Origin of the sequence: Pedobacter cryoconitis (assembly GCF_014207135.1) — a bacterium.
Taxonomy (GTDB): domain Bacteria; phylum Bacteroidota; class Bacteroidia; order Sphingobacteriales; family Sphingobacteriaceae; genus Pedobacter; species Pedobacter cryoconitis_D.
This window is the reverse complement of the sequence record NZ_JACHCC010000013.1, coordinates 81,727-107,055: the sequence shown is the minus strand read 5'-3', so window position 1 is coordinate 107,055 and position 25,329 is coordinate 81,727. Positions and strand designations below refer to the sequence as shown.

27 protein-coding genes are annotated in these 25,329 nt (G+C 40.0%); 11 read left to right on the top strand and 16 right to left on the bottom strand.

What is annotated here, in order from left to right; all coding sequences use genetic code 11:
- Positions 1-157: 157 nt before the first annotated feature.
- Complete coding sequence (typA, locus tag HDF25_RS22100; protein ID WP_184628575.1) at positions 158-1,960, bottom strand: translational GTPase TypA; 1,803 nt, start codon at positions 1,958-1,960, stop codon at positions 158-160.
- A gap of 245 nt (positions 1,961-2,205) precedes the next feature.
- Between typA and HDF25_RS22095 the strand changes: the two genes are divergently transcribed.
- On the top strand, positions 2,206-2,871 hold the full coding sequence (locus HDF25_RS22095) for an NAD(P)H-binding protein (protein WP_184628574.1): 666 nt from the start codon (positions 2,206-2,208) through the stop codon (positions 2,869-2,871).
- Here the strand turns inward: HDF25_RS22095 and HDF25_RS22090 are convergent.
- On the bottom strand, positions 2,866-3,687 hold the full coding sequence (locus tag HDF25_RS22090; RefSeq protein WP_184628573.1) for an alpha/beta hydrolase: 822 nt from the start codon (positions 3,685-3,687) through the stop codon (positions 2,866-2,868). The two genes, HDF25_RS22095 and HDF25_RS22090, sit on opposite strands and share 6 nt — an antisense overlap.
- 236 nt (positions 3,688-3,923) lie before the next feature.
- Here HDF25_RS22090 and HDF25_RS22085 point away from each other — a divergent pair, with 236 nt between their 5' ends.
- The 9 genes from HDF25_RS22085 to HDF25_RS22045 all read left to right on the top strand — a co-directional run bounded on the left by HDF25_RS22085 (position 3,924) and on the right by HDF25_RS22045 (position 11,203).
- On the top strand, positions 3,924-4,628 hold the full coding sequence (locus tag HDF25_RS22085) for an esterase family protein (RefSeq protein WP_184628572.1): 705 nt from the start codon (positions 3,924-3,926) through the stop codon (positions 4,626-4,628).
- Between the two features lie 37 nt (positions 4,629-4,665).
- Positions 4,666-5,736, top strand: coding sequence for a RimK family alpha-L-glutamate ligase (locus HDF25_RS22080; RefSeq protein WP_184628571.1), 1,071 nt, complete (start codon positions 4,666-4,668; stop codon positions 5,734-5,736).
- A 22-nt stretch (positions 5,737-5,758) separates the two neighbouring features.
- Positions 5,759-6,865, top strand: coding sequence for a carboxylate-amine ligase (locus tag HDF25_RS22075; RefSeq protein ID WP_184628570.1), 1,107 nt, complete (start codon positions 5,759-5,761; stop codon positions 6,863-6,865).
- Positions 6,862-7,692 carry a type 1 glutamine amidotransferase gene (locus HDF25_RS22070; RefSeq protein ID WP_184628569.1) on the top strand — a complete coding sequence of 277 codons (831 nt, stop codon included), beginning with the start codon at positions 6,862-6,864 and terminating at the stop codon, positions 7,690-7,692. The genes HDF25_RS22075 and HDF25_RS22070 overlap by 4 nt, the downstream gene beginning before the upstream one ends.
- Before the next feature lies 1 nt (position 7,693).
- The gene (locus HDF25_RS22065; protein ID WP_184628568.1) at positions 7,694-8,899 is read left to right on the top strand and encodes a hypothetical protein; all 1,206 of its coding nucleotides are present in this window, start codon (positions 7,694-7,696) and stop codon (positions 8,897-8,899) included.
- A gap of 39 nt (positions 8,900-8,938) precedes the next feature.
- Positions 8,939-9,097 carry a FeoB-associated Cys-rich membrane protein gene (locus tag HDF25_RS22060; RefSeq protein ID WP_184628567.1) on the top strand — a complete coding sequence of 53 codons (159 nt, stop codon included), beginning with the start codon at positions 8,939-8,941 and terminating at the stop codon, positions 9,095-9,097.
- A gap of 16 nt (positions 9,098-9,113) precedes the next feature.
- Complete coding sequence (locus HDF25_RS22055; RefSeq protein ID WP_184628566.1) at positions 9,114-9,701, top strand: Crp/Fnr family transcriptional regulator; 588 nt, start codon at positions 9,114-9,116, stop codon at positions 9,699-9,701.
- 85 nt (positions 9,702-9,786) lie between these two features.
- Positions 9,787-10,317 (top strand): YceI family protein, encoded by a 531-nt coding sequence (locus HDF25_RS22050; RefSeq protein ID WP_184628565.1) that lies wholly within the window; start codon positions 9,787-9,789, stop codon positions 10,315-10,317.
- 13 nt (positions 10,318-10,330) lie between these two features.
- Complete coding sequence (locus HDF25_RS22045; protein ID WP_184628564.1) at positions 10,331-11,203, top strand: pirin family protein; 873 nt, start codon at positions 10,331-10,333, stop codon at positions 11,201-11,203.
- 54 nt (positions 11,204-11,257) lie between these two features.
- Here the strand turns inward: HDF25_RS22045 and HDF25_RS22040 are convergent, their stop codons facing one another.
- Genes HDF25_RS22040 through porV form a run of 3 tightly spaced genes read right to left on the bottom strand, consistent with a single transcriptional unit; the run spans position 11,258 to position 13,180 of the window.
- Entirely contained in the window at positions 11,258-11,458 is a 201-nt protein-coding gene (locus HDF25_RS22040; protein ID WP_184628563.1) for a hypothetical protein, read from the bottom strand.
- 43 nt (positions 11,459-11,501) lie between these two features.
- Positions 11,502-11,981 (bottom strand): 2-C-methyl-D-erythritol 2,4-cyclodiphosphate synthase, encoded by a 480-nt coding sequence (gene ispF / locus HDF25_RS22035; RefSeq protein WP_184628562.1) that lies wholly within the window; start codon positions 11,979-11,981, stop codon positions 11,502-11,504.
- Between the two features lie 14 nt (positions 11,982-11,995).
- Entirely contained in the window at positions 11,996-13,180 is a 1,185-nt protein-coding gene (porV, locus tag HDF25_RS22030) for a type IX secretion system outer membrane channel protein PorV (protein ID WP_260409439.1), read from the bottom strand.
- A 322-nt stretch (positions 13,181-13,502) separates the two neighbouring features.
- On the opposite strand from porV, the gene HDF25_RS22025 reads away from it, so the two are divergent.
- A complete protein-coding gene (locus HDF25_RS22025; RefSeq protein WP_184628561.1) occupies positions 13,503-15,101 on the top strand; it encodes an SUMF1/EgtB/PvdO family nonheme iron enzyme in 1,599 nt (532 codons plus the stop codon).
- Positions 15,102-15,149: 48 nt separating this feature from the next.
- Here the strand turns inward: HDF25_RS22025 and HDF25_RS22020 are convergent, their stop codons facing one another.
- The 11 genes from HDF25_RS22020 to HDF25_RS21970 form a co-directional block, all read right to left on the bottom strand.
- On the bottom strand, positions 15,150-15,650 hold the full coding sequence (locus HDF25_RS22020) for an acetyl-CoA carboxylase biotin carboxyl carrier protein subunit (protein ID WP_184628560.1): 501 nt from the start codon (positions 15,648-15,650) through the stop codon (positions 15,150-15,152).
- A 1-nt stretch (position 15,651) separates the two neighbouring features.
- Positions 15,652-16,311 carry a DUF4159 domain-containing protein gene (locus HDF25_RS22015; protein WP_184628559.1) on the bottom strand — a complete coding sequence of 220 codons (660 nt, stop codon included), beginning with the start codon at positions 16,309-16,311 and terminating at the stop codon, positions 15,652-15,654.
- An 84-nt stretch (positions 16,312-16,395) separates the two neighbouring features.
- Positions 16,396-17,100, bottom strand: coding sequence for a 16S rRNA (uracil(1498)-N(3))-methyltransferase (locus HDF25_RS22010; protein WP_184628558.1), 705 nt, complete (start codon positions 17,098-17,100; stop codon positions 16,396-16,398).
- An 11-nt stretch (positions 17,101-17,111) separates the two neighbouring features.
- Positions 17,112-18,437 carry a hemolysin family protein gene (locus HDF25_RS22005; RefSeq protein ID WP_184628557.1) on the bottom strand — a complete coding sequence of 442 codons (1,326 nt, stop codon included), beginning with the start codon at positions 18,435-18,437 and terminating at the stop codon, positions 17,112-17,114.
- A complete protein-coding gene (locus tag HDF25_RS22000; RefSeq protein ID WP_184628556.1) occupies positions 18,437-18,988 on the bottom strand; it encodes an inorganic diphosphatase in 552 nt (183 codons plus the stop codon). Before HDF25_RS22000 ends, HDF25_RS22005 begins: the two co-directional genes overlap by 1 nt.
- 14 nt (positions 18,989-19,002) lie before the next feature.
- Entirely contained in the window at positions 19,003-19,647 is a 645-nt protein-coding gene (locus HDF25_RS21995; RefSeq protein ID WP_184628555.1) for a DedA family protein, read from the bottom strand.
- Between the two features lie 44 nt (positions 19,648-19,691).
- Positions 19,692-21,065, bottom strand: a complete 1,374-nt coding sequence (locus tag HDF25_RS21990; RefSeq protein ID WP_184628554.1) for an NADH-quinone oxidoreductase subunit N — start codon at positions 21,063-21,065, stop codon at positions 19,692-19,694.
- Between the two features lie 4 nt (positions 21,066-21,069).
- Positions 21,070-22,536: a NuoM family protein gene (locus tag HDF25_RS21985; RefSeq protein WP_184628553.1), complete on the bottom strand. Its 1,467-nt coding sequence runs from the start codon at positions 22,534-22,536 to the stop codon at positions 21,070-21,072.
- Between the two features lie 21 nt (positions 22,537-22,557).
- Positions 22,558-24,450, bottom strand: coding sequence for an NADH-quinone oxidoreductase subunit L (gene nuoL / locus HDF25_RS21980; protein WP_184628552.1), 1,893 nt, complete (start codon positions 24,448-24,450; stop codon positions 22,558-22,560).
- Between the two features lie 21 nt (positions 24,451-24,471).
- Positions 24,472-24,801: an NADH-quinone oxidoreductase subunit NuoK gene (nuoK, locus tag HDF25_RS21975; RefSeq protein WP_184628551.1), complete on the bottom strand. Its 330-nt coding sequence runs from the start codon at positions 24,799-24,801 to the stop codon at positions 24,472-24,474.
- Complete coding sequence (locus HDF25_RS21970; protein WP_184628550.1) at positions 24,801-25,298, bottom strand: NADH-quinone oxidoreductase subunit J; 498 nt, start codon at positions 25,296-25,298, stop codon at positions 24,801-24,803. The genes nuoK and HDF25_RS21970 overlap by 1 nt, the downstream gene beginning before the upstream one ends.
- Between the last annotated feature and the right edge of the window lie 31 nt (positions 25,299-25,329).

Sequence of the window (25,329 nt, the reverse complement as noted above, 5' to 3'; positions counted from 1 at the left end):
TATTGCTTTATTAAGCCACAAAACTAAGAAAAAAGATCATTTTGATAGTTTTACCAGGGTCATATCCTATTAGTTCCTAAAGCAGCATTTAAAAACTGAGGGCAAAAAAAAGCCTGTAAGCAATGCTTACAGGCTTGATCTTATAATTGATAAGGTCTTAGAAATTTTTACCTTTTATTTTACGTTCACCTTCAGTTAAGTAGATTTTACGTAAACGCATACTTAACGGTGTGATTTCAATGTACTCATCAGCCTGGATGTATTCCATTGCTTCTTCCAGAGAGAACTTAATTGCAGGAGCAATACGGTTACTATCATCTGTACCTGATGCACGCATGTTAGTTAAAGCTTTTCCTTTAACAATGTTTACTACTAAATCATTGTCACGGATGTGCTCACCCATAATCTGACCTTCATAAACATCAACACCCGGATCAACGAAGAAACGACCACGGTCCTGTAATTTATCGATTGAATAAGCTGTTGTGCTTCCTTTTTCCATAGAAACCAATACACCATTCAGTCTTCCAGGGATAGTACCTTTCCAAGGCTCGTAAGCTTTGAAACGGTGAGCCATAATCGCTTCACCACCTGTAGCAGTTAATACGTTATTTCTTAATCCGATGATACCACGTGCAGGGATCTCAAACTCTAAGTGTTGTAAATCTCCTTTTGGTTCCATGATCAGTAATTCACCTTTACGCTGAGTTACCAGTTCGATTACTTTACCAGCAACCTCACCCGGTACATCTACGATCAGTGTTTCAACCGGCTCACATTTTTTACCATCAATTTCTTTGATAATTACCTGTGGCTGTCCTACCTGAATCTCGTATCCTTCGCGACGCATAGTCTCGATTAATACAGATAAATGCAGAATACCTCTTCCGTATACCAGATAGGCATCAGGAGATTCAGTTTCTACAACTTTAAGGGCAAGATTTTTCTCCATCTCTTTGTACAAACGTTCTTTAATACGCTGAGAAGTAACAAATTTACCTTCTTTACCAAAGAATGGTGAGTTATTGATCGTGAACAACATGTTCATCGTAGGCTCATCAATTTTGATAACTGGTAACTGCTCCGGAGTATCGAAATCAGCAATAGTATCACCGATATCAAATCCATCGATACCTACAACTGCACAGATATCACCTGAACTTACCTGAGTTGCACGAATTTTACCTAATCCTTCGAAAGTGTATAATTCTTTTACTCTTGATTTTACCATTTTACCATCACGTTTGATCAAAGTAACCGGTTGGTTTTCTTTAATCACGCCACGGTGAACACGTCCAACTGCGATACGACCTACAAAAGATGAATAATCTAATGAAGTGATCTGCATTTGTAACGATCCTTCGATTAATTCTGGTGCAGGAATATTAGCTACAACAGCATCAAGTAAAGGGAAAATATCTGTAGTTGGTTTTGTGTAATCAGTACTCATCCATCCTTGTTTAGATGAACCGTAGATTACAGGGAAATCCAACTGATCTTCTGTAGCTTCAAGGTTAAAGAACAATTCGAAAATCTGCTCATAAACCTCTTCAGGGCGACAGTTTTCTTTATCTACTTTGTTAACTACAACAATTGGTTTCAGACCTAAAGCCAAAGCTTTTTGAGTCACGAAACGAGTTTGAGGCATTGCACCTTCAAACGCATCGCATAACAACAATACACCATCAGCCATCTTCAATACACGCTCAACCTCACCACCGAAATCGGCGTGACCAGGTGTATCAATAATATTAATTTTAACGTCTTTATACATTACCGATACGTTCTTGGAAACGATGGTAATACCGCGTTCTCTTTCAAGGTCGTTATTGTCAAGTATTAAGTCACCTGTCTGCTCGTTGTCACGAAAAATAGAACAAGTGTGTAAAATCTTATCAACCAATGTAGTTTTACCGTGGTCAACGTGTGCTATAATAGCTATGTTTCTTATTTTTTGCATAAAATGCGCCTAAATTTTGGCGCAAAGATAACGTAAATAATTGATATATCAGCCTATTACCTAGGACTATGTCATTATTTTTAGGATAAAAACTATTGATTATCCTAAAATTCTTTCGATCCTGCAATAGGATTTTGAAGCTCGGCACAGGCTTAACCGTCAAAGAAAGACGCCGGTAAGAATTGATTTTTCCGAAAAACCAATATTAATATAAACTTAGCGGAGAGATAATTGTTAATTTGGAAATGGATATAAAAGCAGTACTTGCCGGCGCCAGCGGATCTATAGGCAACAGCCTGATGACAGCGCTGTTAAATGATGATAATTACACGGAGGTACTGATACTGGTCCGTAAAAAGATAAGTATAAAACATCCAAAATTAATTCAATTGGTTGTAGATTTTGACAGGCTCAGTGATTATGCCGCGGAAATTAAAGGAAAAGTAGTTTTCTGCTGTCTGGGTACCACAAAAAGCCAGACTCCTGATCTGGAGCTGTACCGCAGGATTGATTATCAGTACCCTTTAGACTTAGCCTGGATAGCACAAACCAACGGGGCTGAAAGTTATCATCTGGTATCGGCCCTCGGTGCCAATAAAAATTCTTCTATCTTTTATACTAAAACAAAAGGAGAACTGGAGAGTGACTTAAAAGCAGTCCCTTTTAAAAGCATCTTTATTTACCGCCCCTCTTTACTGGATGGGAAAAGGGCTCAGAAACGTTTCGGTGAAGGGGTCATGAATGCAATGATGCACCTGATCAACCCACTGCTGACAGGAAGCTGGAAAAAGTACAGGAGTATCAAAGTCGGAGTTGTAGCCAAAGCCATGCTCAGACAGTCACTGGAAGATAAAAAGGGAGTCTTTATTTATCAGTCTGATCAGATACAGGATTTAGGCAGACCGTTATAAAAACGTTTTTCTGCCAAATGCCCAGATTAAAAACGAAGGGAGTGCCTTAGCCCATGTAGCGACATCATGTTTCCCTCCTACCATTTCATAATAAAAGATATCATCCGGCCGGTTGTAACCCTTTTTCGTTAATTCTTTAATTACATCGATGGTATCATCTATAGAGTCAATGATAAAATTCCGGTTCCGGTCGGCAGTTTCATCTTCTGTCCCTGTCATCAGCCAGAATTTAACCTCAGGATGATTATTAGTATTCCTGATCACCTGATGCATAATCCGGTCTTCATCTGTATAGCCATCTTTAAGATCCTTTTTCCTCCACCAGAACGAACCGGAGAAAACTCCGGCAGTATCAAAAAGATGATCATTTTTCCAGACGATATCAAATGCAGTCAGCCCGCCTAAAGAACATCCGGCAAATGCACGTTTTCCAAGAAATGGCATTCCAATTTCTGAAGAGAGATAAGGCATCAGTTCTTCGGTAATGAATCTGGTATAGTTACCAGCATCACTTCCTCTTCCTGCAAAATCAGGAACACCAGCTACTCCGTATTCTTTTAACCTGGCAGCAGACGCTTTAATGGCGACAACAACAACGGGCTCGATCTTCTGGTCTTCGTATAAACTGTGAAGAGTTTCATCCAATAATAATCCAGCGGCATCCTGTCCGTCATTTAACAATAGCAGATTCAGCTTTTCATTGCCCAGCAGACCTGAAGGATAAAATATTTCTATTTCTACTTTCCGTTGCAGGTGAATTGATTCCACCTCACGGGTTATAGGGGCAGCCCCAAGAATTGACACAGTACTATTCATAATTCAACGAATTCCCTTTCTCACAAATTCGTTGCAAATTTACGAATCTCCTGAATAATTATCTATTTTTTTTAAAAGCTAAGAGCCTGTTTAGCATTCATAGATATCTATAATAACTATTTCTTAACGCTAAACTTATATATTTTGGCTAAATAGCAGATAAACAAGAGAAATCGGTAAAACTTTTTGCGGTTTGAAGGGGTTTTACATATATTCAATATATAATCGGGAAAGGCGTGAAAGAAGAATATAAAAAATGGTACAGCCCCAATTTAAGCGGCGAGATAGAACTTCTGATTTTCGGGCACAGCGGATGCCCAATCCTGCTTTTTCCTACTAGTAAAGGACGTTATTATGAGACGAAAGACTTCGGTCTGATCGGTTCGGTACAACATCTGATAGAAGAAGGAAAAGTCAAAATATATTGTCCTGACAGTATTGACGCACAAAGCTGGTACAATAAATCAATTCCCCCGGCCGACCGGGCAAAAAACCAAAGCTGGTATGATAAAATGCTTGTGGAAGAGCTCTTTCCTCTGGCATGCAACGAAACAGGTTATGGAAAGGTCGTTACCGCAGGCTGTAGTTTTGGAGGTTATCATGCAGCGAATTTTGCTTTTAAACACCCTGTCCTGGTTAGTCACCTATTCAGCATGAGTGGGACATTTGATATCACGCCGCAAACGGATGGTTTTTACAACAGTGATATTTATTATAATAACCCCGTTGATTTCCTTCCGGGAGACAACGACCCGGATCTCTGGAAAATGGATATTGTACTGGGCACGGGTGACTGGGATATTTGCAGACCATTTAATGAACGTCTCTCCGGCATCCTGCAACGCAAAAACATAAATCACTGGCTGGATATTAAACCTGGCGCGGATCATGACTGGCCGGTATGGCGGAACATGTTTCCTGAGTATTTATCAAGAATATAAAAAAAGATAAGCTTCATCATTAAATTAAAGAAAATCTATGAAGAAAATAGGGATCTTATTTGGACAGGAACGGTCATTTCCTGAGGCCTTCGTGAAACGTGTAAATGAACTGGGAGGAAATGATTTTCAGGCAGAGTTTGTCAATATTGACAAAATATTCCAGGCAGAACCACTGGATTATGCCGTAATTATTGACCGCATTTCGCAGGACGTCCCATTTTACAGGGCGTCGTTAAAAAATGCAGCAATTACAGGAACAGCAGTGATTAACAACCCATTCTGGTGGAGTGCTGATGAGAAGTTTTTCAATAATGCGCTGGCAGTTAAACTAGGTATTCCGGTGCCTAAAACAGCCCTGATTCCATCTCATGCCAGACCAGATGATACAACAGAACATTCATTCAGTAATCTGGCCTTCCCATTTGACTGGAACTCGATTTTTGACTATACCGGTTTCCCGGCTTACATGAAACCTTTTGATGGTGGCGGCTGGAAAGAGGTCTATAAATTAAATGACAAAGAAGAATTTTTTGATAAACATAGTCAGACGCATCAACATGTAATGATGCTACAGGAAGAAATTGAATTTGATGAATATTTCAGATGTTACTGTATTGGCGGAAAGTATGTGCGTATTATGCAATATGAACCACGTAACCCTTTTCATCTGAGATATGCGGTAGATCACAAGCCTTCGAGCGAAAAGCTCTTAAAAACAATACATGATTATGTGATTAAACTGAACCAGTATCTGGGTTACGATTTTAATACAGTAGAGTTTGCCGTTCGTGATGGTATTCCTTATGCTATTGATTTCTGCAATCCGGCACCAGATGCAGAAGTATCCAGTGTAGGACAGGAAAACTTTGACTGGGTGGTAGAAACCTCGGCCAAATATGCTATTGAGAGAGCGAAAGCGCAGATAGACGGACAGGATAATTTAACCTGGGGAGAATATGTGAAATCGGCTATTACCGGAAAAACATTAACTGCCCCCGTTAAAGGAACGGTAGCTGCCAAACCCAAAACTGCTGCAAAAGAAGTGGCAACACCTGCAAAAAAAGCAAAACCAGCAGCCACTAAAGCGGCAGCTGCAAAGAAAAAATAAATTCAAATAAGGAGGCTTCAAGATGATGAATGAATTTACGCTCGGTGTAGAAGAAGAATATATGGTCATTGACCCGGTTACACGGGAGCTGACTTCACATGACCAGAAGATAGTAGAAGCGGCACAAAAAATCCATAAGGATCAGGTCAAAGCTGAAATGCACCAGGCGGTAGTTGAGGTGGGTACAGGAATCTGCAAAAATACGGAACAGGCGCGACGGGAAATCTCGCAGTTGCGCCACACGGTTTCGACATTGGCGGGAGAACAGGGGCTGCGTATCGGCGCATCCGGAACGCATCCTTTTTCGCTATGGGAAAAGCAACTGATCACTGAGCATCCGCGGTATAGTGAAATTGTCAATGAACTGCAGGAAGCTGCCCGTTCTAACCTGATTTTTGGCCTGCATGTTCATGTGGGTTTCCAATCGCGGGAACTGGCTATTCATATTGCCAACCAGGTACGTTATTTCCTGCCTCACGTTTTTGCCTTATCGACTAATTCTCCTTTCTGGGAAGGGAGAAATACAGGTTATAAGTCATTCCGGACGAAGATTTTTGATAAATTTCCAAGAACTGGTATTCCAGATGTATTTAACAGCATTGAGGATTATGACAACTATGTCAAACTGCTGATCAAAACCAATAGTATTGACAATGCTAAAAAAATCTGGTGGGATATTCGGGTACACCCTTTCTTTGAAACTATAGAGTTCAGAATTTGTGATTGTCCAATGCTTATCGATGAAACAATGGCTTTCGTAGCCTTATTTCAGGCGCTTTGCGCTAAACTGTATAAACTCCGGCTGCAAAACATGAAGTATATCAATTACTCGAGGGCACTGATCAACGAAAATAAATGGCGTGCAGCCCGTTATGGCATTGATGGAAATCTGATCGATTTTGGTAAGGAAATGGAAATTAACTGCCGTAACCTGGTCCTGGAATTACTGGATTTTGTAGATGACGTGGTAGACGAACTGGGCTGCAGGGAAGATCTCAATTATATACATAAGATCCTGGAAAATGGTACAGGTGCTGACCGCCAGCTGGCGATCTATTCACAGACCGGTAACTTTGAATCGGTAGTAGACTATATCACATCTCAGACTTTAATCGGGGCACACGAATGACAGCACAGAAAAAAGAAATTAAGGTTGCTGTCATTGACATGAATAAAGGGGTTCCGAATCAGGGACTGAGGGGTATTCTGGATATTTTATCTTCCTACAAAAAGGAATATCAACTGGATTTATCCTATAAGGTTTTCGAGCTGAGGTTAAACAACGAGATCCCAGGCACTGACTATGATATCTATATTTCAAGCGGCGGCCCCGGCAGTCCTTATGATGGCCTGGACGAATCCTGGGAAAATTCATTCTTTAAGTTACTCGATGACCTTGAAGACCATAATAGTAAACACGATACTAAAAAACATGTTTTCCTGATCTGTCACTCTTTCCAGCTGGCCTGCCGGAAATATGGACTGGGAATGGTTACGGAAAGAAAATCCAATGCCTTCGGAATTTTTCCTGTTACACTAACTGAACAGGGTGAAGATGATCTGATCTACAGAGGGCTCTCTAATCCGTTTTATGCAGTGGACAGCAGGGACTGGCAGGTTGTAGATGCAGAGGATGAAACATTTAATGAAATGGGAGCCGAAATCCTTGCGATTGAGAAGGAACGTCCGCATATTGATCTGGAGCGATGTATCATGTCTATACGTTTTTCCAGAGAATTTGTTGGTACTCAGTTCCATCCAGAGGCAGATCCACTGGGGATGAAATTATATCTTTTAGAAGAAGAGAAGAAAAAAGCTATCATCGATGCACATGGGGAAGAAAAGTATCTGGACATGCTGGATAGCCTGGAGAACCCGGACAGAATCATGCTAACACAGCAATCTATATTACCTAATTTTCTAACCGAAGCCATTCAAGCGCTTAAAGCAGTCTGATATGATCAGTAAGTACAGGGAGTATTTTAACAGAAATTTTTCAAAGGATAAGTACAAAAGCTTTTTGCGTTTATTGGGAAAGGATTACCCTCCTGTCAATATCCGCTTTGCAGAAACACCTATATTTATTCCTGAGGACCTGAAAAATCAATTGATTGAGGCTGGTGAGGAGATTATTAAAGTCATCAGACAACCCGACTTCAAAAAGCTTACGGAAAATGCTATTCCAAAGGAATGGGCGGTACCCGGAGAGAATGATCATCCGCATTTCCTGGCCTTTGATTTTGGTATTTGTAAAGATGAAAATGGACGTTTGGTCCCCAGGTTAATAGAAATGCAGGGTTTCCCTTCGCTTTTCGCCTTTCAGTTACACCTGGCTGATACTTATGAGAAAGTGTTTGAACTGGATAAACTGGCTGATTTCACCCCGTTTTTTCATGGAATGGATCGCGAGCAATATATTGATCTATTGAAAAAGGTAATCCTTGGTCCTTATGCACCTGAAGAAGTCGCCTTAATGGATATTGACGCACCAAATCAGAAAACGGCCATTGATTTTTTTATAACAGCAGCGTACTTAGGAATCCGGATTTTAAGCTTAACGGACATTTTTAAAGAGGGTGACCAGCTATTTTACAGGGAACAAGGAAAAAAAACACAGCTGAAACGGATTTACAACCGGTTGATTTTTGACGAAGTGAGCACACAGCAGGACCTGTTTAAACTAGGTTTTGACCCCAGGGAACCTCTTGACGTGGAATGGATAACACATCCCAACTGGTTCTACAGGATCAGCAAGTATACGATGCCGTTTTTAAAGAATGAGTTTGTACCGGAGACGCGGTTTTTGAATACATTGAAAGAAATTCCGGAGGACTTAGAGAACTATGTACTCAAACCTTTGTTCTCTTTTGCAGGGATGGGTGTAATTATCGATGTCAGCCGGACTGATATAGACAATATTACTGATCCTGAAAACTGGATCCTGCAACGAAAAGTAAATTATGAACCTGTTATTCAATCTCCGGACGGGCTGGTCAAAGCGGAAATCAGGCTTTTATATATCTGGCCAGATCATGAAGATCCGCAGTTATGCATTAACCTGGCCCGCCTGAGCAGGGGTAAAATGATCGGCGTACGTTATAATGCCGATTTTGACTGGGTAGGCGGCACTGTAGGTTTAATGACGCAGGAAATTGACATTTAACAGACTCCTCAGGCAGATCATTTAATTAAATTTGTATTTATGGATATTCAAACTATTTTAGTCGGAATTTTATTTGCTGCCGCCCTGTTTTATATAGGTCGCATCATTTATCGTGCTGTATCCCCAAAAAGTGGAGGATGTGCATCGAACTGTAAATGTGGTGTAGATTTTTCCAATATCGAACCCAAGAATAAATAGCTTTTATCTATAGTATATGTTTGATCAGTTTAAAGAGTATTTACGTAAAAAAGTAACCATCACTGACGAACAGTTTGATCTCATTTCCGGAGATATCAAAGTAAAAACTTTTCCAAAAAACCAGGTGGTCCTTTCACCGGGCGAAATGAGCACAAAAACGTATTTTGTAACTGAGGGACTGATGCGGTGTTATTCGGTAGATAGTAAGGCAAAGGTCAACATTATACAGTTTGCTCCTGAAAACTGGTGGATCGGTGACCGCAATAGTCTCTTTAACGAACCAACTGATTTCTTTATCGATACCATTGAACCAACTACAGCGTTAATTATCCCCAGAAATTATTTTATGGAAGCCGGGGTACATGTCCCTTGTTTACATGCCCTCAATAATACGATGTTAAATAATTCGATCCGTTTCATGCAGAAAAGGATCAACATGCTGCTGAGTGCCACTGCCGAGGAACGCTATCTCGACTTCATCAAATTATATCCAAACCTGACACTCAGGGTTCCGCAATGGATGATCGCCTCTTACCTTGGCATTACACCCGAATCACTCAGCAGGGTACGTAAAGACCTTGCGCACAAACACTTCAAGGTTTAGCATTTCTTATCATACATCAACCCCGGCGGCGAACAATAGCTTTAATTTTGTGTTATAATAAAAACCAATATTAAAATTAAAGATTATGGCAACCACTAAATGGGTATTAGATCCAAACCACAGCGAACTTCAGTTTAAGGTAAAACATTTGATGATCTCTACCGTTACAGGTAGCTTCAATGAGTTCTCAGCAGAACTCGATACTAACAGCGAAGATTTTGAACATGCAACTGTTACTTTCAAAGCAGGTGTAGATTCTATCGACACTGGTAACAAAGACAGAGATGGTCATTTAAAAAGTGGTGATTTCTTCAATGCTGCTGAATTCCCTGCAGTTTCTTTCCAGTCAACAGCTTTCACCAAAGATGGCGGAGATTATAAATTAGCTGGAAATCTGACGATTAAAGATGTAACTAAACCAGTGACTCTGGATGTAGAATTTGGCGGTACAGCTCAGGATCCATGGGGTAACACTAAAGCTGGTTTTACAATCAAAGGAAAAATCAACAGAACTGATTTCGGACTGACCTACAATGCAGCACTGGAAACAGGTGGTGTGATGTTAGGTGAAGAAGTGCGCATATTAGGCGAATTGCAATTCGCAAAACAAGCTTAACAAAATATTTTCTATGGAAACCGATATAAAAACAGTTTCGGCTGTTTTAGATGCGCCGTCACCCCATATGGTGGGTGATGGGTTCAAAGTAAGCAACTTTTTCCCGGGAGGTTATAAAATTAAAATGAGCCCTTTTTTTCTGCTCGATTTTAATGATAAAATGGAACTTCCGCCAACGGATAAACTCCGTGGCGTTGGTGTACATCCTCACCGTGGTTTTGAAACTGTAACCATTGCTTACCATGGGGCCGTAGCGCATCATGACAGCAGTGGAAACAGCGGGATAATATATCCTGGTGATGTACAATGGATGACAGCAGCAAGCGGGATCCTGCATAAAGAATACCATGAAACGGAATTCAGCAGAAAGGGTGGCACTTTTCAGATGGTCCAGCTTTGGGTAAATCTTCCGGCAAAAGACAAAATGAGCAAACCTAAATACCAGGCTATTCAAAACAGTGACCTTGGAAGATCTGTTTTACCAGGAAACGCGGGTACTGTCGAAGTTATTGCCGGAGAATATTCAGGGACTCAGGGACCAGCGACGACTTTTACTAAGATGAATGTTTACAACGTCCGTTTAAATGCTGGTGGAGAGGCTGTATTCACGCTTCCGGCCACATTTAACACTGGTATCCTGATCGTAGAAGGCAATGTGGTCATTAACCAGAACAAAGCGGCTGGTAACCAATTTGTTTATTTCAAAAACGATGGGGAACAAATCAGGATTGAGGCGAAAGAAGACAGTATCATTCTTATTTTAAGCGGAGAACCTATTCTGGAACCTGTCGCTCAGTATGGTCCGTTTTTAATGAATACCCAGGAAGAGATAAGGACAGCCATTGATGATTATAACCAGGGTAAGTTTGGTTACCTGGAAGAATAAACCAGACCAACGAATAAAAAAGACCGGACAGTTTAGCTGCCCGGTCTTTTTTATTTAATGTTTTTGAGGGGTGTTTTTTGAACTATCGGCATTTTTAGAGGTATCTGTACTCTTTTGTGAGCTACCTGCTGGCGAAGGCCGGAAAGTTGTATCTATTTTCACAGAATCAGGAACTTTCTCGCTTCCTTTATCACCTAAAGTACAGGATGAAATAAAAATTACTGCTATCAGTAAATATTTGAATGATGATTTCATAATCAGAGTTTGTATCCAGAACTCTTTTCCTCAGACAATTGTTTTACATTTTTTGAATCAGGCACACCGCGTAAGCCACCACCCCCTCTTCCCTGCCTATAAAACCCATAGTTTCATTGGTCGTAGCTTTAATCGAAATATCTTCTGTCGGTATTCCAACCGCAGTAGCAATATTTTCCTGCATCTGAGGAATATGGGGGTTAATCTTCGGTGCTTCCAGACAAAGCATCGCATCAATATTTCCTATGGCCCACCCCTTTTCGGTCAGTAACTTTACAGTTTCCTGTAACAGGATCATACTACTGATGCCTTTCCACCTGGGATCGGTATTTTTAAAATGGAACCCTATATCACGAAGGTTCGCTGCGCCTAATAAGGCATCGCATATGGCGTGTAATAAAACATCCGCATCTGAATGACCGAATGCTCCTTTATGGTGTTCAAGATTTACTCCCCCAACTACAAATGGATGACCATCTTTTAACTGATGTACGTCAAAACCAAATCCTACTTTAATCTTCATTTCAATTATCTATATTATTTATTGTCGCCAAAATTGAACAACAGGGTAAATCTTAGGGTATTAGCTAAAGGACTAGTCCTTGCACTGGCTAACAGATAGGAAAGATCGAGGTTAAAGGACTGATATTTAACGCCAGTACCCAGTGTAAAATATCTTCTGTCTCCCTTATTAGGATTTTCATAAAAATAACCTGCCCTCAAAGCAAATCTTTTATTATACCAATACTCTAAACCTGTAGCAATATTTATTTCTTTTACTTCTTCGCTAAAACCCCCCGGAGCATCTGTGAAAGATCCGAAAATACCTGAAGGAACTGAGCGGTTAGGATCTCTCCCGGATTGTATGCTGCCATCCGTATTATAGATCGGCTGGGTAGGTACCAGAAGTTTGTTAAAATCGAGTGCGATGGTCAGTTCATTATAATCATCGAGTATAAAGGTAGAGGCTCCTCCGATTTTCAGATTTGTAGGTAAAAAAGCACTCTCCCCACCATCGATGTAACTCATCTTTGTACCTATATTAGAAATATTGGCTCCTGCCGAAACGATAGCATCATGCCCCAGCAGGTAAGTCGGTTTCTTAAAATAAGCGGAAACATCCATCGCAAAAGACTTACCAGCTCTGGACTGCTGTCCGACAGAGAACTGACCGGAAGCAAGATTGGAATAAATATATCTCATGGAGGTACCTAAAGAGAAAGAATCTCCGAACCGGCGGGAGTAAGTTGCATCAAAAGCAAATTCATTTGGGTTATAGGTTCCCAGATCCTGCTGATTAATATCCGTCAGCTGAATTTTTCCCAAAGAAAAGTACCTCAGGGAAGCCCCCAGAGTTGTTCTGTCATCCAGCTTATAAAATCCGCTCAGATAACCCAGATTAATATCTGATGCTATAGTTCTTAACCAGGGACTATAGGAAACTGACATCCCATATTTCTGTTCAAGAAAAGCAATTTTCGAAGGGTTTATACTGGTTGAGTTAGCATCGGGTGCAATAGCCACACCTGCTTCTCCCATTCCACCCACCCTGGCATCGGGCGTAATCAGCAAAAACGGGACTGCCGTTCTCACGCTGTTCAGCCTGCTACCATTAGTTTCTGTCTGGGGCGCATTTTGTGCAAATACGACGAAGTTTTGTGACACGAAAAAGAAGCACATCAATAGGAATTTTGAATAGCGCTTATAATTGATTATCCTCATTTAATTGAATTTCTTTTTCTGTTCTGTTAATAGGCTTTGCAACTTTATCGGATTACTCTTCCTCAAATATAATTTAAATAAGCAATTTTCATCAGAGTATGTATTGTTTTTTATCGGTGATGAAGCTATCATAAGCATATTCATTGCTGTCTGTAAACGGTATGCTTATGATGGTTTCACTGCTTTTGTGTTTCAACATTTACAACACTGACTAATGCAAGATGTTGATTTTTATTAACCTAACATGATATTATTCAATTATTTTGTTGCTTCGATCTTTTTTTATGTAATTTTAACAGCTAGAATAGTTCAATACGCACTTATGAAAAAAACATACCTATATTCATTTGCTTTTTTATTGTCTGTTTCCTCTTTAGTTTCCTGCACGTCGAAGAAAAATGCGACCTCAGAAAAAACAGGGTTAGCATACAATAAACCAGAGAACGGAGGTTTTCAGGTAAATAACAAATTCAAACGTGGACCGGGTCCGGGTTTGGTTGAAATTGAAGGTGGTGTATTTGTAATGAGTGGCAGCGCAACAAATGTTCCCGGACAGGAGCTGAAAGACTATAACCACAAAAGAGAAACAACAGTTTCATCATTTTACATGGATGAAACAGAGGTTTCAAACACTAACTGGTTAGAGTATCTGAACTGGATCAGAAGGGTTGATCCGACAAACTACGAATATTATTATAATGAACTTCCGGATACCCTGGTATGGCGCAGACCGCTTTCATACAATGAACCTTATGTTGATAATTATTTAAGACACCCTGCTTATCAGGATTATCCTGTAGTTGGTGTAAGCTGGGAACAGGCGCAAAGATATTGTGCATGGAGAACGGATATTGTGAACGAGTCACTACTCAGGGAACAAAATTATATGACCAGCTACAAGGATATGTACGGTACTGGTAAGAATGGTAAAAAAAGTAATGCTGCTGCAACTGCGGCTAAACCGACAGGCCCATTCAATACTGACATCTACCTGAACGGTCAATATGATGATAAGGGAACCAAAGCGAAAAAAGACTTTAGTCCGGCAGCGACTGCTGCTGCTGCAAATGGAAAAGCGCAGAAAGGTGGCCCGACAAGAAATGTAAGATTAGAAGATGGTATCTTAAAACAGCCATATCGTTTACCTACAGAGGCTGAATGGGAATATGCTGCTTTAGGCCTGATCGGAAATACAGATTACGAAAATATCTCAAACAATAAAATCTATCCCTGGGATGGACTGGGTATCAGTTCTGCCAAGAACAAAACACGTGGTCTGATCCTGGCCAACTTTAAGAGAACCAAAGGAGATTATATGGGTGTTGGCGGTAACTTGAATGATAAAGGTAGTATCACTGTACCTGTACGTTCTTATGTGCCAAATGATTTTGGTTTGTATAACATGGCGGGAAATGTGAATGAATGGGTAGCTGATGTTTATCGTTCAAATACATTTGAAGATGCTGATGCTTTAAACCCATACAGAGGAAACTATTACCAGGATAAGAAAGTAGCTGACCCGCTAACCGGAAGACTGGAAAAAGATGCTTACAACAGACCAATTATGACTGCTGCTGTATCAGGTAAGAAACAAACCTGGGCAGAGAAACAGGCAGCAGCGAAAGCTCCTGTTGCAAATTCTTATGCTGACCAGAGAGGTTTCCGTGATGAGGAAAACAAGTTATATGGTGAGATTACACTGGTTAACAACAAATCAAGAGTTTACAAAGGTGGCTCATGGGATGACCAGGCACTATGGTTAAACCCTGCCACAAGAAGATTTTTACAACAGGACGAGTCTACTGCTGATATAGGTTTCCGTTGTGCGATGACTATGCTGGGTGCTTCTGAAATACGTTCAGTGGGCAAACCTCAGTTCAAGCCAAAACAACAAAAACCATTTAATGCCAAAAAGCAATAAAAGACCCTGAGACCTACAAAAAAGAGGAGCTTAACAGCTCCTCTTTTTTTATGCAAATTCTATTAAAACCTGGTTCTTTTCTACTTTATCGCCTGTGGCTACATGTATTTTCTTAATCTTTCCTTCGGTAGCTGATTTTAACATGTTTTCCATTTTCATCGCTTCCAGTACCAGCAGACTATCCCCTTTTTGAATCTCCTGCCCTTCAGTAACGCTGATATTCAGTACTAGTCCTGGCATAGGTGCTTTCACTTCTCTGGCCACTTTCCCGCTGCCTGCTCCCATGCCCATCGCTTTCAGCAGGCTATCAAACTGATCTTCGATAGCAACTTCATATAATTTTCCGTTTATTTTAATGACGGAAGTCTTTTCTTCATGATCTTCCGAAACGACTTCAGCGTTATAGGATTTATTTTGATAAAGAAAGTGAATATGGCCATCTTTCAGATCGCGGATATCTACAGGGATATTTACACCATCATGCTGTAAGGAATCATTTACGGCCGACAAATCAAAATTGTACTGCTCATTTACTTTTATCTTGTACATATTAATGGGTTAAAACATATTCGACTAAATTTGCGCCCATTTTAAGCGCACTTACCCTCTTTTCCTCCGTATCCCCCGGATAGGTACCGAAGTCTTCCCAGCCGTTCCCTAAATCGCATTCATAGGTATAATAACAAACTATTCTTCCTTCCCAGATCAAGGCAAAACCTTGTGCGGGTTTCCCATCATGCTCATGTATCTTCGGAAGCCCTCCGCTGAATTTAAATTTCTGATTGTAAACGGCATGATTTACCGGTAATTCTACGAATGATAACTCGGGAAATACCTTTTTCATTTGTACCCGAACGTATTTATCCAGTCCGTAGTTATCATCAATATGCAGGAATCCACCACCAATCAGGTACCTGCGCAGATTCTGAGCCTCCTGTGCGCTGAATACGACATTTCCGTGCCCGGTCATATAGACAAACGGATAATTAAAGATTTCGGGGCTGCCCACTTCTGCAATTGCCTCTTCAGGTGCAAAATTGGTATGAAGATTCTGGTTACAAAAGGTAATCAGATTGATTAACGCCGTTCTGTTACCATACCAGTCACCTCCGCCATTATACTTGAGCCTGGCCAGCTGATAGGCAGGAATCTGAAAACTGCTCAGTGAAAAAACCAATAAAGAAAAAAGGATCAGTAATTTAAATTTCATCGGTTTGCATATTGCTTTTTATCGGTGATGAAGCTATCATAAGCATATTCATTACTGTTTGTAAGCGGTATGCTTATGATGGTTTCATCGGTTTAAATAATTCACCTCAAAACATGCCGCAAGAGCAGCTGTTTCTGTCCTGAGACGTGTATTACCTAAAGTTAATGGTTTAAAGTCATTTTGCAAAGCCAGCTGGATTTCATTTGGTGTAAAATCACCCTCGGGCCCGATCAGAATCAGATAACTCTGTCCCGGCTGAGAAACCTGGCTGATAAACCCACGGGGCTCACCATCAACGCAATGCGCAATCATTTTATAGGTTGCCGTCTCCCTGCTGATCAGTTCTTTAAAACTTACCGCCTCATTTAACACCGGGTGATAGGCTTGCAGAGATTGTTTTACTGCCGAAGTAATTACTTTATTAAGACGTTCTTCTTTCACGATCTTGCGCTCGGAACGTTCACAGATCAGCGGGGTAATGGTATCAATTCCTATTTCTGTTGCCTTCTCCAGGAACCATTCCAGCCTGTCTATATTTTTAGTGGGCGCCACAGCAATGTGTAACCCGTGATTTCTTTTTTGATATTCCCTGGTAGTTTTGAGTACCCTCAGGGTGACATTCCGTTTAGATTCCGCTATAATTTCTGCTTCATACAAACCACCTTGACCATCGATCAGATGGACGATATCACCGATCACCAGACGGAGAACCTTCATACAATGACGGCTTTCTTCTTCATTCAGACTATAGGTGTCAGAAGTGATATCAGGGGTATAAAAAACATGCATCTTACAGAATCTTAATGGTTATCTAGCATATCATTTTTAGAGATCACCAATTCGAGTTTGATGGTCTCAATATTTTGCTCTGTCTTTTTCAGGATAGTAAACAGATAGCCATAACATTCTTCACTATCGCCCACATCAGGAATTTTCCCAAAAGCATGGGAAACCAAACCTCCGACAGTATCAAAGTCAAGATCTTCAGGCAGGTCATGCGGAAGGTGTTCGTTCACATCATAGACCGTTGCGTAGGCATTGATCACGAACTCAGTATCGGATATCTTCTCTACTGTAGGCTTCTCTTCATCATATTCATCCTGAATTTCACCAACAATCTCTTCCACAATATCTTCAAGAGTCACCATACCGGCAGTTCCCCCGAATTCATCGATGACAATTGCGATCTGGATCCTTTTCTGCTGCAATTCACTCAGCAGATCATTAATTTTTTTAGTCTCAGGAACAAAATAAGGCTTTCTGATAATATCTTTCAGAGACCATTGTTTGTTGCCTGCCAGTAAAGGCAAAACGTCCTTAGCATGGATAATACCTATGATCTTATCAATAATATCATCATATACAGGCATTCTTGAATAACCTTCAGCGATGATCAGCTGAATAACCTCTTCTTTAGGTGTAGAAAGCTCAATACCAGAAATCTTGGTTCTGGGTACCATAATATTTTTCACCACACGTTCATTGAAATCAAAAACGTTGCGGATAAGTTCGTGCTCGTTAGTATCTAAGGCACCACTCTCTTTTCCCTGGTCTAACAGGTAATATAACTCTTCGGTACTGTGTACAGCTTCATGCGCACCTGCTGTCGAGATCCCAAAACCTTTTAATATAAAAGAAGCAAAACTATTCAGTAACCAGATGAATGGTCTGAATACAACATAAAAAATCTGTAACGGAACAGAGATAAAAAGTGTTGTAGCTACGGGGCGCTGAATCGCAATGGATTTTGGTGCAAGCTCTCCGAATACAATATGCATAACGGTAATAAAACTGAATGCGATAATCGGGGAAGCTGTTTTGGAGAAGGAATCAATAAATTCCGGGGACTGGTTTAACGAGGTTAACAAATTGTGTAACAGATGTTCCATTACTGATTCTCCAACCCAGCCTAATCCCAGTGATGCTAATGTAATACCCAGCTGCGTGGCAGCCAGGTATCCATCAAGATGTTGTGTAATATGTTTAGCAATATTAGCTACTCTATTACCAGATTTAGCCTTAATTTCTATTTGCGACGCTCTGACTTTAACGATTGCAAACTCAGCTGCAACGAAAAAGCCGTTTAAGACGACTAAGAAAAAGGTTAAGAATATTTGAAAGCCCATTAAGAGTTGTTTCTAAATGTACTATTATAAAGTTCTATACTTTCTTCAATTACTTTATAAGCATAAGTTACGCCCATCAGTTTTTCGATAGTTACGTTCTTTCCTTCTAATGCTTTATAATCCTGGAAGAATCTTACGATTTCTTTCATCTGGTGCGGAGGCAATTCAGAGATGTCGTTAATATAATTTACTGACATATCATTTTTTGCAACAGCAATAATTTTATCATCCTGCTCTCCGTTATCCACCATGTGCATCACACCAATAACCTTTGCCTCAACAATAGATAAAGGATAAACATCAACAGAACATAAAACCAGTATATCCAGGGGGTCATTATCATCACAGTAAGTCTGTGGAATGAAACCGTAATTTGCCGGATACATTACAGAAGAGAAAAGTACACGATCTAATTTGATTAAATGAGAGTCTTTATCTATTTCGTATTTAGCTTTTGATCCTTTAGGAATTTCTATAATAGCATTTACCGATTCTGGTAAATTAGCACCTGGAGAAACACTGTGCCAGGGATGTTTTGTGTCTATTTGCATTTTTTTTATTCTTGTTATTTATTCTCTTCGTTTGTATGTCCCCTCTTTTTTAAAAAAGTTACTACCAGAGGGATAGTTGTAATAACCATAAAACCTACAATAATATAAAGCAGGTAATCGCTGACTTCCTTTTCAAATTTCTTGCCAAGAAAGTAGCCCAGCAAAGTTAAAGATGTTATCCATAAAAATGCACCACAAATATTATATAGTGCGAATTTCTTGAAATCAAGCCTGACAACGCCAGCAAAAATCGGCGCAAACGTCCTGACAATTGGCACAAACCTACCCATGATTAAAGCAAAAGCACCTTGTTTATTGTAATAGATCTCTGCTGCTTTAAGATAGCGCTTTTTAAAGAAAATGGAGTCTTTCCGATCATATAAAACCGGCCCTGTTTTTCTTCCAAACCAATAACCGGTAAAATTACCGGAAACAGCAGCAGCAATAAGGCCAAAGATCAGCACATAGATGTTCACGTCCAGTTTACCCGTCGCCACAAACATACCGGCAAGAAACAGTAAATAATCTCCCGGCAGAAAAAATCCAAAAAACAATCCTGTCTCAGCAAAAATTACGAATATCAGGACATAAAAGCCACCCTCTTTAAGTAATTTCTCAGGATCAATAAAGTGATGTACGGAGGTCCAGAAATCGTGCATAGTTCAAGTATTCGTAAAATTACAAATAATTTCCTGAGAAATGCCTATATGAGATTTAAAATTACTGTTGGATAAACTCCTAAGAACACTGTGATTATTACCGATAAAATTAGAACAACTTTGTATTGAACCGGAGTTTCTAAAGCAATCTCTGCCCCTTCTTTAAAGTACATGGCCACTATTACTCTTAAGTAATAGTAAAACCCTACCAATGCATTTAAAATAGCAAATGCCACCAGGTAAATCTGGTAGTCATGCATCACATTTAAAAACATAAGATACTTCCCTATGAAACCTGCCGTCAATGGAATTCCGGCAAGAGATAACATAGCAATAGTCAGAGCCAGTGCAACTAAAGGATTACGTTTTCCTAATCCGTTGAAACTTTCAAAGTTATCATGTCCGGTTTTCTGTTTCACCAGAATTAACACCGCAAAAGCAATAATGCTGGCAAAAGTATAAGCCGCTGCATATACCATTACATTGTTCGCTGAAGAAGCTGTTAAAGTAATTAAAGAGAACAACAGATAACCCGCATGTGAAATACTTGAATAGGCAAGCATTCTTTTGAAGTTCTTCTGGAAAAGTGCAGTTACGTTACCAATAAACAGGGTGATACATACAATAGCCATCAATGGTGGCATCCAGAAATCATGCAATGGAGCGAAAGTACCTGCGAAAAGACGCAGGAAAGCCGCAAAACCAGCAGTTTTAACTACCGTTGACATAAATGCTGTAATTAAAGAAGGTGCTCCTTCATAAACATCGGGAGTCCAGAAGTGGAATGGTGCAGCACCAATTTTAAAACATAAACCCACCATGATCAGAATAACTCCCGGATAAAACAGCGGGGATACTGCCTGATAGTTTCCGATCAGATACTGATTGATCGCATGCAGGCTGAATGAACCTGTAGCACCATAAACTAAAGTAATCCCGAATAAAAGAAAGCCTGTGGAAAAAGCACCCATCAGGAAATATTTTAAAGAGGCCTCATTCGAAGCAAAATTGTTCTTTCTGATACCTGCAAGGATATAAAGCGCTACTGACATAATTTCTATCCCAATAAATAGCATCGACATATTGGTATAAGAAACCATGATGATAATACCCGAAAGGGCAAATAAAATCAGTGTGTAGTATTCAGCTATATTTTCACCGTTTTTAGAAAAATAATTCTGTGTCAGTAAAAAGATGAAAATAGTTCCTAAGATCGTAAGAGATGAAAAAGCTAATGCAAAGTTATCCATCTGCATCATTCCATAATATACAGTATCTGAATTCCAGGAAGTCACCGCAAAAGTCAGAGAGATGAGAAGCCCCAATAGAGTTAATGGTAACAAGGCCTTTTTAGCCTTGAATAAACCTGCATAAAGCACCGCTAAAGCTGTAACAACAATTGTTATAATGATATTCATTTCCTTATTTTACCGATGTTAATTTTTGATTTACCTGTTCTAATAATTGTTGTACCGAAGCTTCTGATAAATGCAGAATTGGTTTAGGATAAACTCCAAGTACGATGATCAACGCGCAAATTATAAATAGCACAACCTGTTCTGATCCTTTAATATCTGCGAATCCAACAGTAAGTTCATTGGTTTTACCCAACATAATGTTCTGATACATACGGAACATATATACCGCACCAAAGATAACCGTAAGACCGGCAAATACGACTGCCCAGATATTATACTGATAAATACCGATCAGTAACATAAACTCTCCTACAAATCCGTTTGTGCCTGGTAAAGCTACTGTTCCTAATACTATAATTAAAAATGCAATAGCCAGTTTAGGCGCCGATTTAGCGACACCACCTAATTCTGCAATTGTATTGGTCTTAACTCTTGAAAAGATAATATCCAGCACAAAGAATAAACCGATCACATTGATACCGTGACTCAGCATTTGAATCATCGCTCCCTGTAAACCCTGTATATTTAAAGCAAAGATACCCGCAGAAATCAGTCCTACGTGAGCAATGGAAGAATAAGCAACCAGTCTTTTGGCATCTTTTTGTTTAAAGGCGATTAATGAAGCATACACGATACCGATGATAGACAGCACAATCGCTGTATTACCCCAGTTCTGTACTCCTGCTGGTACTATCGGCAATAACCATCTGATCACCCCGTAGATACCCATTTTAAGCATAATCCCAGAAAGTAACATCGTACCTGCTGCTGGCGCTTCAGTATAAGTATCCGGCTGCCAGGTATGGAAAGGAAAAATTGGCATCTTGATAGCAAAAGCAATAAAGAATGACCAGAATATCCAGCCCTGCTGAACAGGATCCAGGTGAAGCTGATAAAAAGCTTGTATATCAAAGTTATGCGCCGGGTTCTGCAGGTAAAGGTAAATGATACCCAAAAGCATAAATAATGAACCAGCAATAGTATAAACAAAGAATTTCATGTTTACCTTAATACGGTCTTTACCTCCCCAGATCGCGCAGATAAAGTAGATCGGAATTAAAGCAGCTTCCCAGCCAATATAAAATAAGAAAGCGTCCATCGCTGTAAATACAACCAGTAAACCAGCCTGCATAAACAAAATTAAAGCGAAGAATCCAGCTGGCGATTTATAATTATGCTGATAACTGGCCAGAATAATTATAGGGACCAGAACATTGGTCAATAATACCGTAATCAGACTGATCCCGTCAATTCCCGCATGAAAACTGATCCCGAGATCCTGTATCCAGGGTAGATTAACGGCAAATTGCGTACTAGCGTCCGGGATAAACTGGCCGGCCAGAACAGCAGTTAAAGCTAGTGAAGCCACCGCAAAAGCAAGAGCCACATTTTTTGCGGCATTGCCGCTAAATGCTGTAACCAGAGCACCAACTACTGGCAGAAATATAAGAAGTATTAAAAGTTGTTCCATTATCTTTTTTTGGACGATCTTTTATAGAGATAAATAAGTATACAATAACAACGAGATGATTCCGGCCACCATCATAAAAATATAGAAACCAACATTACCCGATTGCAGTAATCTGACACCTTTACTTGTTTCCGATGTGCCCCAGCCTAAACCGTTGACAATACCATCGATAATCTTTTTATCAAATACCTTGTAAAAGAATACTGAAATAGCATCCAGAGGTTTTCTGATAATAGTATCATAAATCTCATCGATATAGAACTTATGATAAGATAGTTTAGCCAATGCTGAACGCTCGCCTTCATCTGCTACCGGAATATGATTCTGTTTCACATATTTGTTATACGCAAATGCGATAGAGATTAATACGCCGACTACTGAAACAGCCATCAGGATATATTCCGTAGCATGATCAGGGGCTTCCCCGTGATGCTGGATAACCGGAGCCAGCCAGTGTGACAACCAATGATTTCCTCCCAGTGATTCCGGGATACCAATTGCACCACCTATAGCTGAAAGCACGGCCAGTACAATTAATGGGATAGTCATACTTTTTGGAGACTCATGTATTTTTTCTTCAGTATGATGTGTTCCCCTGTATTTACCAAAGAAAGTAAGGAACAACATTCTGAACATATAGAAGGCGGTTAAAAAGGCGGTAAATACCCCGATTGCCCACATTACTTTATTGTATTCATAAACATGAGACAGAATCTCATCTTTAGAGAAGAAACCAGAGAATGGAGGTAAACCCGAAATAGCTATTGTACCAATCAGCATAGTCAGGAAGGTAACCGGCAGTTTTTTACGTAAACCACCCATATGTCTCATATCCTGCTCATGGTGCATCGCATGAATTACTGATCCTGCACATAAGAACAACAATGCTTTGAAGAAAGCATGCGTAATCACGTGGAAGAACGATCCGTTATAGGCACCTACACCTAAGCCCAGGAACATATATCCCAATTGAGATACAGTCGAATAAGCCAGTACCTTTTTAATATCCGTTTGTGTCAGGGCAATCAATGCACCCAGAACTGCTGTTGCCAGACCGACAATCGCGATCAGGTGTTGTACAACCGGCGCCAGATCAAACAATACGTTTGAACGTGCGATCATATAAATACCAGCTGTTACCATGGTTGCAGCATGTATCAATGCAGAAACCGGTGTCGGACCAGCCATTGCATCGGGTAACCAGGTAAACAATGGAATCTGTGCAGATTTACCGCAGGCACCTACAAATAATAATAAAGCGATTAACGCAATCGTAGAATCCCCTGGAAGCAGATTAGCAGCCTGAGGGAATATTTTAGAAAACTCTACGCTACCAAAAGTAGTAAAGATCAGGAAAACAGCTATCAGGAAGCCAAGATCACCAATACGGTTCATCACAAAGGCCTTCTTTGCAGCAGTAGCATAACTGCTATTGGTATACCAGAAGCCGATCAGCAGGTAAGAGCATAAACCAACGCCCTCCCATCCGATAAACATGACAATATAGTTTGAACCTAAAACCAGTAATAACATGAAAAAGATAAACAGGTTCAGGTAACTGAAGAACTTTCCGAATCCTTCATCATCGTGCATATAACCAATAGAGTAAACGTGGATCAGGAATCCGATACCCGTAATGATTAATAACATAATTGAACTCAGCGGATCTACCAGGAAGGATAAAGGAATTTTTAATGACCCTGCACTGATCCAGTCAAACAGAAAGATCTCATGTGATTTTACAGTATCATTGCCTAAGGCTAAAAATATGCCTATACTAATCACGAAAGAGATCAATATCACGCTACTCCCAATAAAACCTATCAGGTTTTTGGATAATGTATTTCTCCCAAGACCGTTGATGATGAAGCCTAAAAGAGGAATTAACGGAACCAGCCAAACTAAATTTATCATTTTATAATTTATTCTTAATAATTACCACTTAAGGCGATTCAATACATTAATATCTGTTGACTGCGTATTTCTGTAAACCATTACAATAATACTTAAGCCAACTGCTACTTCGGCTGCTGCCAGAGCCATGATGAAAAATACAAATACCTGCCCCGAAGGATCATTGCTATGTACAGAGAAAGCAGTAAGTAATAAATTAACCGCATTCAGCATCAACTCTACCGACATGAAAATTACGATAGCATTTCTGCGGGTAAGTACACCGATTACGCCAATAGTAAAAATAATAGCACTTAACCAGATATAATGATTAAGCGGTACACCCTGTAAGGTTTGAGTCATAGTTCCCATTATACTTTTTCTTTTTTAGTTAATAATACGGCACCCACCATAGCTGTCAGCAATAAAATTGAAGACAATTCGAAAGGCAGCATAAACGGACCGAATAATTCTTTACCCAGGTTTTTTACCAGGCCCAGGTTTGGATTCTGTAATACCAGTGGATCAGAGACAGCAGTAGCTTTCAGAGAGCCGATCAGTGTTACTACCAGACAACATCCGGCAACAACGCCTACTACTTTCAGTAAACCTGATTTTAAAGGTTCATTCTCTTTATTGAGATTGAGCAGCATCAGCACAAACAGGAATAGAACCATGATTGCCCCCATATAAACTATAAAGTTTACCACCGCGAGGAACTGAGCGTTAAGCAAAATGTAATGGACAGTGAACGTAAAGAATGTTACGATCAGATAAAGTACACTATGCACCGGGTTCTTCGCGAAAATCACCATCAGTGAAAAGAAAATACTTAAAAAAGCGACCAAATAGAATACTGATGTACCCATTTATTATTTTTGTTTTAAAGCCGGGTAAACG

Coding starts and splice junctions, on each gene's coding strand:
- typA (WP_184628575.1), bottom strand. CDS start 1,960: ATGCAAAAAATAAGAAACATAGCTATTATAGCACACGTTGACCACGGT.
- HDF25_RS22095 (WP_184628574.1), top strand. CDS start 2,206: ATGGATATAAAAGCAGTACTTGCCGGCGCCAGCGGATCTATAGGCAAC.
- HDF25_RS22090 (WP_184628573.1), bottom strand. CDS start 3,687: ATGAATAGTACTGTGTCAATTCTTGGGGCTGCCCCTATAACCCGTGAG.
- HDF25_RS22080 (WP_184628571.1), top strand. CDS start 4,666: ATGAAGAAAATAGGGATCTTATTTGGACAGGAACGGTCATTTCCTGAG.
- HDF25_RS22075 (WP_184628570.1), top strand. CDS start 5,759: ATGATGAATGAATTTACGCTCGGTGTAGAAGAAGAATATATGGTCATT.
- HDF25_RS22070 (WP_184628569.1), top strand. CDS start 6,862: ATGACAGCACAGAAAAAAGAAATTAAGGTTGCTGTCATTGACATGAAT.
- HDF25_RS22065 (WP_184628568.1), top strand. CDS start 7,694: ATGATCAGTAAGTACAGGGAGTATTTTAACAGAAATTTTTCAAAGGAT.
- HDF25_RS22060 (WP_184628567.1), top strand. CDS start 8,939: ATGGATATTCAAACTATTTTAGTCGGAATTTTATTTGCTGCCGCCCTG.
- HDF25_RS22055 (WP_184628566.1), top strand. CDS start 9,114: ATGTTTGATCAGTTTAAAGAGTATTTACGTAAAAAAGTAACCATCACT.
- HDF25_RS22050 (WP_184628565.1), top strand. CDS start 9,787: ATGGCAACCACTAAATGGGTATTAGATCCAAACCACAGCGAACTTCAG.
- HDF25_RS22045 (WP_184628564.1), top strand. CDS start 10,331: ATGGAAACCGATATAAAAACAGTTTCGGCTGTTTTAGATGCGCCGTCA.
- HDF25_RS22040 (WP_184628563.1), bottom strand. CDS start 11,458: ATGAAATCATCATTCAAATATTTACTGATAGCAGTAATTTTTATTTCA.
- ispF (WP_184628562.1), bottom strand. CDS start 11,981: ATGAAGATTAAAGTAGGATTTGGTTTTGACGTACATCAGTTAAAAGAT.
- porV (WP_260409439.1), bottom strand. CDS start 13,180: ATGAGGATAATCAATTATAAGCGCTATTCAAAATTCCTATTGATGTGC.
- HDF25_RS22025 (WP_184628561.1), top strand. CDS start 13,503: ATGAAAAAAACATACCTATATTCATTTGCTTTTTTATTGTCTGTTTCC.
- HDF25_RS22020 (WP_184628560.1), bottom strand. CDS start 15,650: ATGTACAAGATAAAAGTAAATGAGCAGTACAATTTTGATTTGTCGGCC.
- HDF25_RS22015 (WP_184628559.1), bottom strand. CDS start 16,311: ATGAAATTTAAATTACTGATCCTTTTTTCTTTATTGGTTTTTTCACTG.
- HDF25_RS22010 (WP_184628558.1), bottom strand. CDS start 17,100: ATGCATGTTTTTTATACCCCTGATATCACTTCTGACACCTATAGTCTG.
- HDF25_RS22005 (WP_184628557.1), bottom strand. CDS start 18,437: ATGGGCTTTCAAATATTCTTAACCTTTTTCTTAGTCGTCTTAAACGGC.
- HDF25_RS22000 (WP_184628556.1), bottom strand. CDS start 18,988: ATGCAAATAGACACAAAACATCCCTGGCACAGTGTTTCTCCAGGTGCT.
- HDF25_RS21995 (WP_184628555.1), bottom strand. CDS start 19,647: ATGCACGATTTCTGGACCTCCGTACATCACTTTATTGATCCTGAGAAA.
- HDF25_RS21990 (WP_184628554.1), bottom strand. CDS start 21,065: ATGAATATCATTATAACAATTGTTGTTACAGCTTTAGCGGTGCTTTAT.
- HDF25_RS21985 (WP_184628553.1), bottom strand. CDS start 22,536: ATGGAACAACTTTTAATACTTCTTATATTTCTGCCAGTAGTTGGTGCT.
- nuoL (WP_184628552.1), bottom strand. CDS start 24,450: ATGATAAATTTAGTTTGGCTGGTTCCGTTAATTCCTCTTTTAGGCTTC.
- nuoK (WP_184628551.1), bottom strand. CDS start 24,801: ATGGGAACTATGACTCAAACCTTACAGGGTGTACCGCTTAATCATTAT.
- HDF25_RS21970 (WP_184628550.1), bottom strand. CDS start 25,298: ATGGGTACATCAGTATTCTATTTGGTCGCTTTTTTAAGTATTTTCTTT.